The 9,843-nt window shown below is 64.6% G+C and carries 7 protein-coding genes and 2 pseudogenes; 6 read left to right on the top strand and 3 right to left on the bottom strand.

Annotation, left to right across the window (positions count from 1 at the left end; translation table 11 throughout):
- On the bottom strand, window positions 1-437 hold a 437-nt coding region (locus ACLP9N_RS11565), incomplete at its 3' end, for a TetR/AcrR family transcriptional regulator (protein ID WP_442407539.1).
- Between the two features lie 106 nt (window positions 438-543).
- Between ACLP9N_RS11565 and ACLP9N_RS11570 the strand changes: the two genes are divergently transcribed.
- From ACLP9N_RS11570 to ACLP9N_RS11585, 4 genes are read left to right on the top strand one after another with little or no spacing between them, the layout of a single operon-like run.
- On the top strand, window positions 544-1,677 hold the full coding sequence (locus tag ACLP9N_RS11570; RefSeq protein WP_442407540.1) for a VOC family protein: 1,134 nt from the start codon (window positions 544-546) through the stop codon (window positions 1,675-1,677).
- Complete coding sequence (locus ACLP9N_RS11575) at window positions 1,674-2,612, top strand: fumarylacetoacetate hydrolase family protein (RefSeq protein ID WP_442407541.1); 939 nt, start codon at window positions 1,674-1,676, stop codon at window positions 2,610-2,612. The genes ACLP9N_RS11570 and ACLP9N_RS11575 overlap by 4 nt, the downstream gene beginning before the upstream one ends.
- Window positions 2,609-4,153: a bifunctional 3-(3-hydroxy-phenyl)propionate/3-hydroxycinnamic acid hydroxylase MhpA gene (gene mhpA, locus ACLP9N_RS11580; protein ID WP_442407542.1), complete on the top strand. Its 1,545-nt coding sequence runs from the start codon at window positions 2,609-2,611 to the stop codon at window positions 4,151-4,153. Before ACLP9N_RS11575 ends, mhpA begins: the two co-directional genes overlap by 4 nt.
- Window positions 4,146-5,333 (top strand): cytochrome P450, encoded by a 1,188-nt coding sequence (locus ACLP9N_RS11585; RefSeq protein ID WP_442407543.1) that lies wholly within the window; start codon window positions 4,146-4,148, stop codon window positions 5,331-5,333. Before mhpA ends, ACLP9N_RS11585 begins: the two co-directional genes overlap by 8 nt.
- A 146-nt stretch (window positions 5,334-5,479) precedes the next feature.
- On the opposite strand, the pseudogene ACLP9N_RS11590 reads toward ACLP9N_RS11585, so the two are convergent.
- Window positions 5,480-6,562 (bottom strand): annotated as a pseudogene (locus ACLP9N_RS11590) (IS630 family transposase).
- 214 nt (window positions 6,563-6,776) lie between these two features.
- Between ACLP9N_RS11590 and ACLP9N_RS11595 the strand changes: the two are divergent.
- Both ACLP9N_RS11595 and ACLP9N_RS11600 read left to right on the top strand, forming a co-directional pair.
- Window positions 6,777-8,267: a DUF4118 domain-containing protein gene (locus tag ACLP9N_RS11595; RefSeq protein WP_442407544.1), complete on the top strand. Its 1,491-nt coding sequence runs from the start codon at window positions 6,777-6,779 to the stop codon at window positions 8,265-8,267.
- A gap of 813 nt (window positions 8,268-9,080) precedes the next feature.
- Window positions 9,081-9,227, top strand: a pseudogene (locus ACLP9N_RS11600) (hypothetical protein); the annotation flags it as partial.
- A gap of 285 nt (window positions 9,228-9,512) precedes the next feature.
- Here ACLP9N_RS11600 and ACLP9N_RS11605 read toward each other — a convergent pair.
- A partial coding sequence (locus tag ACLP9N_RS11605; RefSeq protein WP_442407545.1) for a thiamine pyrophosphate-dependent enzyme occupies window positions 9,513-9,843 on the bottom strand: 331 nt, incomplete at its 5' end.

A 9,843-nucleotide genomic window follows, 5' to 3' on the forward strand; every position in this document is an offset into this window, starting at 1 on the left:
AACCGGCCGGCGCGCCCAGCGCGACTGATGTCACGCAGAGCCCGCGGAGCCAGGCCGCGGTCAGCGGAGATCAACGTCAACCCGGCGTTGAGAAGCACCCGGCACATCTCCGGGCGCCGCCTGAACAGCCGCCCCACCAGCCGGAAACTGCGGGCGAATGTCATCGCCGGATCCTCGCCTTCGGTGGTGAGCTTGTCGAGTATCGCGCCGAGGTCGTCGAGTACCTCATTGACCGCGGCCTCGAATAGCTCTTCCTTACTGTCGAAGTGGTTGTAGAACGAACCCATCCCGACGTCGGCGGCCTGGGTGATTTCGAGAACCGGCACGTTGAGTTTGCCGGCCGCGACAAAAGTTTGTGCGGCGCGGATGAGTGCCGAGCGAGTGCGCATCTTGCGCCGATCCATGCGGTTATTGGCAACTGGTTGTGCCGCGGTCATGCGCAGATGTTAGCAGAAAACATCAATATTGAGAATTTCGTCAAAAAGTCTTGACAGCGGGCCCTCAAATAAGTGACGATATCGTCAGTCAAGCGAAGGAGACACCGTGGCCGCACCCGTCGACGCCCACAAAGACCTGCACAGCGACCAAGGCGCCCGGCGCGAAGAGCACCCCGGACGCTCCCGGAATCCCCTGATCAAGGTTCGCGATCTGGCGTGGCTGGAATTCGAGAAACCCGACCTGGTCTGCGCGGAAGCCTTCGCGCGGGCGTTCGGTTTCAGCACCGTGCTGCACACCGCCGACGAGCTCCACCTTCGGGGAACGGATGCCGGCTCGCCGTGCGTGATCGTCCGGCGCGGGCCGCGGTCGCGGTTCGTCGGCCCCGCGTTCGCCGCTGATGACCGAGCCGACGTCGAGCGGCTGGCCGGCGCGACCGGGCGAAAGATCCACACGCTGCCGGAGGCCGTTGGCGGCGTAGCGGTAGAACTGACCGATCCCAGCGGGATTCCGGTTCGCGTCGTCGCCGGGATGCACGAGTTGCCCGGGTTGCCCGCGCAGCAGTCGCACACCTACAACTTCGGGCATGAGTTGCGCCGCGCCAACGCCACCCAGCGGCCACCGCGCGAGCCGGCTGGCGTGCAGAGGTTGGGGCACGTCGTGCTGCAGAGCACCACGTATATGCAGTCGCTCAACTGGTACCTCGACCACTTGGGTCTGATTGTCAGCGACTTCATGTACTACGCGGGCCAGCGCGACCGCGGCCCGACGATGAGCTTCATCCGCTGCGACCGCGGCTCGACGCCCGCCGATCACCACACGCTGGCACTGGCGTTGGGCCCGTCGAACCGCTATGTGCACTCCGCGTATCAGACATGCGATCTGGACGCGATCGCGGCGGGCGGCGAATACTTGCGCGAGTTGGGGTATCAACGGTCGTGGGGGATCGGCAGGCACATCCAGGGCAGCCAGATCTTCTACTACTGGCGCGATCCCGACGGATTCCTGGTCGAGCACTTCAGCGACGGCGACATGTTCGACAACACCCTCGAACCGGGATGGGCGCCGTTCACCGCTTCCGGTCTGGCCCAGTGGGGACCACCGGCCACCAAGGATTTTCTCGGCATCACCCCCAGCCGGGAAGCAGTTCACGAACTGCGGTCGATGCTGACCGCGATCCGTGACGACAACGAATTCGACATCACCCGTCTGCGGGGACTTCTGAAAGTGGCACGCTCATGACCATTTCGATTTATCACACCGCCGACGGCTGGTGGGCGGGCAGCCCCGAAGCCGTGGCCAAGGTCGACACCGACGCGACGACGACGGCGCAGCTGCTGGCCGAGCGCCCGTCGATCAATCGGGCCGCTGCGAGCACGGAGACGGTGCCGGTGAGCAGCCTCGAACTGTTGTCGCCGGTGACGAAGCCGTGCCGCGTCGTCGCGCAGATGACCAACTTCGCATCGCACGTCAAGGACACCGGAGGTGACCCGAAGAAGGTGCCGCTCACGTTTTTTCGCAAGGCGTCGGGGTCGATCGCCGGGCCTGTCGACGACATCGTCAAGCCTGCGCATGTCCGCCTGCTGGATTACGAGGTGGAGATCGGCTTGGTGATCGGTCGCCACATCCCCGTCGGCACCGCGATCACCGCCGACAACCTGGCCGACTACATCTGCGGTCTCGTGGTGACCGACGACGTGTCGGCGCGCGATGTGCAGCTGACCAAAACCCAGTTCTACGAGTCCAAGTCGTACCCGACGTTCACGCCGGTCGGCCCGGCGCTGGTGCTGCTTGACGCCGACGAGCTCGGTCGCTTCGGCGAACTGCGGCTGCAGCTACACGTCAACGGCGAACTGCGTCAAGACAGCACGGTCGACGGCGACATGATCTATCGGCCCGTCCAGGCCCTTGCGGCGCTGGCGCTGTTCCAGCAGCTGTCCGCGGGCGACCTGGTGATGACCGGCACCCCGGTCGGGACGGCGCTGTCTGCGCCGCCGAAGCCGGTGCAGAAGCTCGTGGGTCTGTTGCCGGACGACGTCAAGTGGAAGATGTTCTTCGCCGGCCAGGCCAAGAACACGAAGTACCTGCACGACGGCAATGTCGTCGAGGCCACCATCGGAACCGCCGACGGTAAGATCGATCTCGGCACGCAACGCAACGTGGTCAGGTACTCATGACCGAGAACCCTAACTTCGTCCCGGTGGTGATCGTCGGCGCGGGGCCGACCGGGATCACCGCGGCAACGAAGCTTGCCCAGTATGGCGTCGACTGTCTTGTCCTCGACCGCTGGGAGGACGTCTACCCACAGCCGCGTGCCGTTCACCTCGATGACGAAATCTACCGTCTACTGGCCGGATTGGGCATCGCCGATGAGTTCGCGGCGATCTCCCGACCGGCCCGTGGTATGCAGCTGCGGGACCGAAACATGCGGGTACTTGCGCAGTTTCAGCGGGAGTGCGCCGAAAGCGCAAACGGCTTCCCGCAGGCGAACATGTTTGACCAGCCGGAATTGGAGGCGCTGCTGCGGGCGAACCTCAAGCATTACCCGCACGCTGTTCTCCGGGTCAATGCCGAAGTGACCGAGGCGGTTCAGATCGGGGCCGACAGAGTGCAGGTCACGTTCACCGATCGGGTCAGCGGTGAGGAGCACAGTGTGGAGGCGCGGTATCTGCTCGGCTGCGACGGCGCCAACAGCCTGGTCCGTACCGCGATCGGCGCACACATGGAGGACTTGAAGTTCCAGCAGCGCTGGCTCGTGGTCGATGTGGCGAGCACCGCAGAGCTCAACCAGTGGCAAGGCGTGCATCAGGTGTGCGATCCGCATCGAGCGGCCACCTACATGCGCATCGGCGAAAGCCGCTACCGGTGGGAGTTCCGGCTGCTGCCGGACGAGACGGCCGACGACTACAACACCATGGCGGCGCTTTACCCACTGATCCGCCCATGGGTGAAAGACGTTGCGCCACCACAGCTAGAGCTCGTGCGCGTCGCCGAGTACACGTTCCGTGCGCAGGTGGCGAACAGCTGGCGCCGTAACAACATGTTCATCCTCGGCGACGCCGCGCACCTGACACCGCCGTTCATAGGCCAGGGCCTGTGCGCGGGGCTGCGCGACGCGATGAACCTCGCGTGGAAGCTTGCCGGCGTGGTCAGCGAATGGTTGCCGGAGAGCGTGCTCGACACCTATGAGCAGGAGCGCCTACCGCACGTGCGGTACATGATCCGGTTCGCGCTCGCGATGGGTACGGCGATGACCGCGGGCGGCGAGGCGGGCAACCTGCTCCGCCGTGTGGTGGTTCCGCGCCTGCATTTAGTCCCCGGGGTGCGGGAGAAGATCGTCGACAGCACGACGCCCGCGTTGCACAGCAGTGAGCTGGTATTGAAATCACGCGGACGGCGGCAGTTGGCGGGCGGGTTGTGCCCGAATCCTGTTCTACTCGAGGGTAAACGGCTCGACGAGATCGTCGGCGGCAGGTTCGCCCTCATCACGTCCGCTCCGCTCAACCCGTCGCAGCAGGACGAAATGACCCGCCGCGGCGCCGTCGTCGTGGCGGCTCATCCCGGCACGGAACTGGCGCTGTGGCTGCAGGCCGGCCGGGCCAGGGCCGCGGTGGTGCGGCCGGATCGGACCGTGCTATGTGCGAGCCGCGATCTGGCCGAAGCCTGCCGCGCGGTACCGGTTTTCGCGCCACCCGCGGATACCGGCGGCGATGCCTAGGCCCGCAGGCGTCCCGGCCTACAAACCTGACCTGTACTCGGCGCGGGCGATCCGCGACCCGCACCCGCACTACGCGCGCCTGCGCCGAATGGGGCGGGTGGTGTGGCTGAGCAGGCAGCGGGTCTACGCCTTGCCGCGCTATGCCGAGTGCAAAGCAGCGCTGCGCGACGACACGGCCTTCGTCTCCGGCGAAGGCGTCGGGCTGAACGGTGTGATCAATCGGCTGTCTCGCGGCACGACGCTCAACAGCGACGGTTACCAACACGACCAGCGGCGCAAGCTCGTCGCGCACCGCCTGCTGCCACGGGCCTTGCGGACGATGAGCGACACCGTCAACCGCCAGGCCGAGCAACTGGTCGCCGCCGCCGTGCGACTTCAACGCGTGGACGGTGTCAGCGATCTGGCGACCGCGCTGCCGCTTTCCGTGGTGCCCGATCTCGTCGGCTGGCCGGAGGACCGCCGCCAGCACCTGCTGCGTTGGGGCGGAGCCACATTCGATGTGCTTGGCCCGCTCAACCGCAATGCCCTCAAGTCGGTGCGGGCCAGCCTACAGATGCTGCGCTTCTCCAAGGACGTGGTGAGCCACCGCTCTGTCATGGACGGCAGCATGGGTCATGACATCCTCGCCGCCGCCGACGCCGGGGAACTAACTCACACGGAGTGCTCGGCGCTGATGATCGACTACCTTGTTCCGTCGCTGGACACCACGATCAGCGGAATCGCCAGTGCGCTGGCGCTCTTTGCTTTGCATCCCGACCAGTGGGATACGCTGCGCGCCGAGCCGTCCCTGCTGCCCAATGCGATCAACGAGGTGCTGCGATACGAATCACCCTTGCGGGCGTTCACCCGAAAGTCGCTGCAGCCGAATGAAATCGGCGATATCGAGATCCCGGCTAAATCGCGGGTGCTAGTGCTGTACGCGTCGGCGAACCGCGATGAGCACGAGTGGCCAGAGGCCGACGTGTTCGACATCCGCCGCAATGCCACCCGACATCTCGGCTTCGGGCACGGCACGCATGCCTGCGCCGGACAGGGGCTCGCCCGGCTCGAGATGGAGGCGATGCTCACGGCGTTGATGCGGCAGGTAAGCCGAATCGAACTCGCCGGCGAGCCGACCTGGGCGCTCAACAACATCATCCGCTGCTACGAGCGACTGCCGCTCAGGCTCATCTCGGCCTGAGCGTTGTCAACGCTTTCTGGGGCCAGCGCGGTGGTGGCCGACGCTCTGAGATGGAGCCCGATCGGCGGACCAGCATCGGAAAGATCTCCGACGTGGTTCGCCTCACGGGTATCAATTGTCGGACGGCGCTAGTGCTGTGTCTGGATTTAGCTGACTCTTTCAAGGGCGATGCGTCCGCGTGCGAATTTGGCGAGGATGGATTCGGCGGTCGCTGTCCACACGTACGGCCGTGGGTCGTCGTTGTGTGAGTCGATGTAGTCCTGGATCGAGGCGATCAGCTCGGGAACGGAATGAAATGCCCCGCGCCGCAACGCCTTGTCGGTCAGCTCGCGAAACCACCGTTCCACAAGGTTCAACCAGGATGAGGATGTCGGGGTGAAATGCAGGTGGAACCGCGGATGTTTGTCCAGCCACGTGCGGACGTCTTAGTGTTTGTGGGTGGCGTAGTTGTCGCAGATCAGTTGGATCGCCAGATCTTCGGGCACCTCGCGGTCGATGGTCTTGAGGAACTTCAACCACTCCTGACGCCGGTGGTGCGGCATACATTGTCCGATCACCGTGCCGGTCAACACGTCCAGGGCAGCGAACAAGGTGGTGGTGCCGTGCCGATTGTAGTCGTGGGTCATCGTCTCGCCGCGCCCCTTGACCATCGGCAGCGATGCCTGCGTGCGGTCCAATGCCTGCACCGAGGACTTCTCGTCCGCGCATAACACGATCGCCTTTTCGGGCGGGTTCATGTACAGCCCGACGACTTCGACCAGTTTCTCCTCGAAACGCGGATCGTTGGACAGTTTGAACGTCTTGACCCGATGCGGTTTGAGCCCCCGCGCGTGCCACACCAGCTGCACCGTTGACTTCGACACCCCCGCCGCAGCAGCCATCGTCCTACAGCTCCAATGGGTTTCACCCTTCGGTCGGTAGTTCTGCGTCAGATCGAGGATCTCATCGATCTTGGATTGCGGGATCGACGGTTTACGGCCACGACCCTTACGGACCTGACCCAACTTCGCCGAACCTTCCTCGGTGAACCTCTCACGCCAGCTCTTCACCGACGCCGGCGACACCGACAACGACCGCGCGATCGCCGTGTTGGCCACACCATCGGCGGCCATCAGCAGCGCCTTGGCCCGCACCACCTCCCGATGCGCACCCGACTGCGACCGAGCCAACGACTCCAGCACCTCACGTTGTCCTGGCGACATCGCCAACGCAGGCACCGGTTGTCTCATGCCGAAATCAGACCCAACCTATAGACAATTTATTGCAGGGCACACCACTAGCGTGCGCTCCGTTCTGGCCGCTGGCCCCAAGACACCTCAGCCACGCCCGGCCGGGAACGCGGCTGGTGCTGGATCTGCCCACTGCGCCGACGCGATCCCTCGCTAGTCCTTTGGATGCCGCTACGAGGCCCGGTCCGTTAGTATGCGCCTAAGGAATTGTGAGATGGCGCAGCGCCGGGTGAAACCTATTATCAGTTGGCTGAGCGGGCTGCTCACCAGCCTGATCTTGGTGGCCGCGGTGACCGGTTTGGACCTGATACTCCAACCACGCACTGGCCGCCTGGCCTATGTCGCCTTGCTCTACGTGCTGGCGATCATGCCGGCTGCGATTGGATGGGGGACCGGCCTGGCGGTGGTCACCGCGGTTCTCAGCGCCGCGGTCTTCAACTACGTATTCATACCGCCACGTTTCGCTTTCAACTTCAGCGGCCCCAACCTCCTCGGGGCCGTGGCCTTCCTCGTCACGGCGGTCGTGGTGGGACAGCTTGCCGACCGGCTGCGGCGCGCGGCGGCCGATTCGGCACGTTTCGCGGAAGAGCAGGCAGCGCTGCGGCGGATCGCGACCCTGGTCGCGCGCTCGGCTCCGCCGTCGGAAGTGTTTCAGGCAGTCACTCAAGAGGTCGGCCTGCTGTGCCGCGCCGATCTGGCGCGCATGGAGCGCTACGAGCCGGACGGATCAGCGATCGGTGTAGCCGCGTGGAGCCGGGCGCCGGGCCAACGGGGCCTGGCCGTCGACACACGATTGGAACTGTCCGGTCCAAGCATCGCCGGCGCGGTGCTGCGGACCGGCGCTGCGGCGCGGGTGGCAACCTTCGTCGGCGCCACCGGCGCGATTGCCGAGGAAGCGTGCGAGCTGGGAATCCGCTCTTCGGTCGGTTGCCCGATCACCGTGGCCGGTCATCTATGGGGTGTGATCGCCGCCTCGACGAAGAGCAACGAACCCTTCCCGTGGGACACCGAGGACCACATCGCCGAGTTCGCCGGCCTGGTTGCGACGGCGATCGCGGCCTCCACAACGCGCGCTGAGCTGATCGCATCGCGGGCACGCATCGTCGCGGCAGCCGACGATGCGCGGCGCCGCCTTGAGCGCGACCTGCACGACGGCGCCCAACAGCGGCTGGTCTCCCTGGCCCTGCGTGCTCGGGTGACCCACGAATGCGTACCGGCCGAACTGGTCGACCTTAGAACCGAGCTATCTGTGCTTGTCTGCGGCCTAAGCGACGTCACCACCGAACTTCGCGAGATTTCCCGCGGAATTCATCCGGCGATCCTGTCCGCGGGTGGGCTGGCCTCCGCGCTGAAGTCTTTGGCGCACCGATCTACGCTTCCGGTTAGCTTGGATGTGGCGATCGAACAACGACTGCCTGACTCCGTGGAGGTCGCCGCCTACTACGTGATCGCCGAGGCGCTGACTAATACTGCAAAGCACGCTCACGCGTCGGAGGTGAGCGGGCGCGCCCACACCGAGGACGGCGCCCTGTACCTGTCGGTTCACGACAACGGGACAGGAGGAGCCGATTTCCGGAAAGGCTCCGGGTTGATCGGGCTCAAAGACCGCGTGGAGGCGCTTGGCGGTCAGATGGACGTCACGAGTCCACCCGGAAGCGGGACGACCCTTGACGTCACCATCCCATTTGCCACAACGCCCAGATGAATCCTGCCGGGCCCAGAGGGCGAGTGAATGCTTTGGACCGTCGAATCGCGTTGCTGCAGAAGCAGTTCGCCGTTAAGTGAGATCGAGTCTCCGCCTAGTCTGGCACCTAGGTGCGCCGACGCCACACCGACCTCATGGCGGCGCCACGACTCGAATTCGCCAGTTATGTTCGGGACAAAAGACGCGGATTAGTCCGAATATGCTGGCGGACCGCAACTCAATCTCAGTCTGTGCGCCGGTTTTACCTTCTACAGGCCATGACTCATGCGTGCACCAGTTGCGAGCGAGTCGCGCGGAGAGTAGGTGTTCCCGTCGATGTCGTTGAAACGCCAAAAGTCCTGCGTGAGTGCATAGTACGCAGCTATACCGGTATAGCCCTTATACGTTTCCCGCGTATTGTCCGTCGTGTGTCGGCAAGGAGCGGTGCTGAGCGAGCCCGTTCGCGGGGGCGTCGAATGCGCTGGGCAAGGGTTGTCGGCATCCGCGTCAAGCAGAGGCGATGTTGGGTAAGCGCGATGGACCGGGTGCCGACCCGGTGCAGCCGGCCAGCGGCGGCTGCACATTCGCGCGCCAACGCAGCGGCCAGCGTTCCAGGAGCTGAACAGCTGAATCCTCTTGCCGCACAACCCGGCCCAGTTGGAGATGATGCAATCTTCCATGCCCGCCACACCGCGGCGCAGCCAGTAAAGTCGGCTATTTCATTGCGTTTTCTGGGTGGCATTTTTGTCGGTGGGCTCGGTTTTTTGGCGGTGTGAGTTGCAGCGGGGTCGTTGATCGGGAGGCGGTGACGGCGTTTTTTATGCTCTCGATGCTGCGGTTGGCGGGGTGCCGGGCTGGGTCGATTTCGCGACCCGCGAGCGCGCCGAAGCCGACCTGGCGCGGCTGGGCTCACAATTCCGCCCCGAACAACTCGCCGGGCTGGCCGACCGCGGTAGCCTCCGTCACCGAGGACGACCCGACCACAGAGCAACTGCGGCCAGGCCATTAACCAGAGCCTCCAAGTCATCGCCAGTTCTGGAACCTTAAGACCTGCAGAGGATTACCGGTCACGCTCTGAGCGTCTAAGTCAATTGCTGTTGACAGAGCGCACCTTTGAGGGGATCACCCCGACGCGCAGAAACCTGAGCAGGGCCGACGGCTAAAATCACCGTACTGGTGAGCCGGCCGGTAGTGGGCCTCAGCGGCTTCCTGCACTACCGGCCGGCTGGCTATATGTAAGGACAAGCGTCAGCGGCAGTCTGTCCTTTAGAACCGCGGGTCCGGGCGGCCGTTGACGCCGGCCACTTTGGATCCCCAGGAGATGAGCTCGGGGCTGGCGTCGTCGTTGGGGATCTGGCATTCGATCAGGACCGGCCCGCCCGTGTGGGCGCGGGCTTTGCCGATTGCGTCGGCCAGTTCGGCCGCGGTGGACGCGGTCAGCCCTAGCCCAGCGCCGTCTTCTGCGTTGAACACGTCGACGAGCCCGGCGTAGTCCCAGTTCTTGTAGTAGTTGTAGGGTCCTTCGTGGATCTCGGATTCGATGACGTAACCTCGGTTGTTCACGAGAAAGATGAGCGTTTTCTGTCCGTACCGGATC

The organism is Mycobacterium sp. (assembly GCF_052144515.1).
Lineage (GTDB): Bacteria > Actinomycetota > Actinomycetes > Mycobacteriales > Mycobacteriaceae > Mycobacterium.

What these genes read in the sequence shown, in the direction of transcription:
- mhpA (WP_442407542.1), top strand. Translation starts at nt 2,609, where the DNA reads ATGACCGAGAACCCTAACTTCGTCCCGGTGGTGATCGTCGGCGCGGGG.
- ACLP9N_RS11585 (WP_442407543.1), top strand. Translation starts at nt 4,146, where the DNA reads ATGCCTAGGCCCGCAGGCGTCCCGGCCTACAAACCTGACCTGTACTCG.
- ACLP9N_RS11595 (WP_442407544.1), top strand. Translation starts at nt 6,777, where the DNA reads ATGGCGCAGCGCCGGGTGAAACCTATTATCAGTTGGCTGAGCGGGCTG.
- ACLP9N_RS11575 (WP_442407541.1), top strand. Translation starts at nt 1,674, where the DNA reads ATGACCATTTCGATTTATCACACCGCCGACGGCTGGTGGGCGGGCAGC.